We start from the raw sequence: 380 nt of genomic DNA on the forward strand, positions 1-380 counted from the left end.
CACGAAGGATATTACGGGAACAGAGGCGGGCGAATGGAAAAGGTGATACACGGCGTAAGCCTCCTGACGGAGCACGACATCTACCTCTTCAAAGAGGGGAACCACTTCCGCCTCTACGAGAAGCTGGGCTCCCATATCGTCGAGGTCGAAGGGGTCAGGGGCACGCTTTTCGCCCTCTGGGCCCCAAACGCCGATGGCGTGTCCGTAATCGGTGAATTCAACGGCTGGGATCCCACAGCCCATGCCCTCGAGGTTCGCTGGGACGAGTCCGGCATCTGGGAGGGCTTCATTCCCGATGTCGGACAAGGGCAGAGTTACAAGTACCACGTTGAATCGAAACATGGCAATTACTCGGTTGAAAAGGGTGACCCCTTCGCGCT

The 380-nt window shown here is 57.6% G+C and carries 1 pseudogene (only partly in view); it reads left to right on the top strand.

From position 1 onward, the window contains the following. Window positions 1–33 precede the first annotated feature (33 nt). A pseudogene (gene glgB / locus GTN70_09530) lies at window positions 34–380 on the top strand (1,4-alpha-glucan branching protein GlgB); it runs 1,293 nt beyond the window's last position.

Source organism: Deltaproteobacteria bacterium, assembly GCA_011773515.1.
Classification (GTDB): Bacteria; Desulfobacterota; Deferrimicrobia; order J040; family J040; genus WVXK01.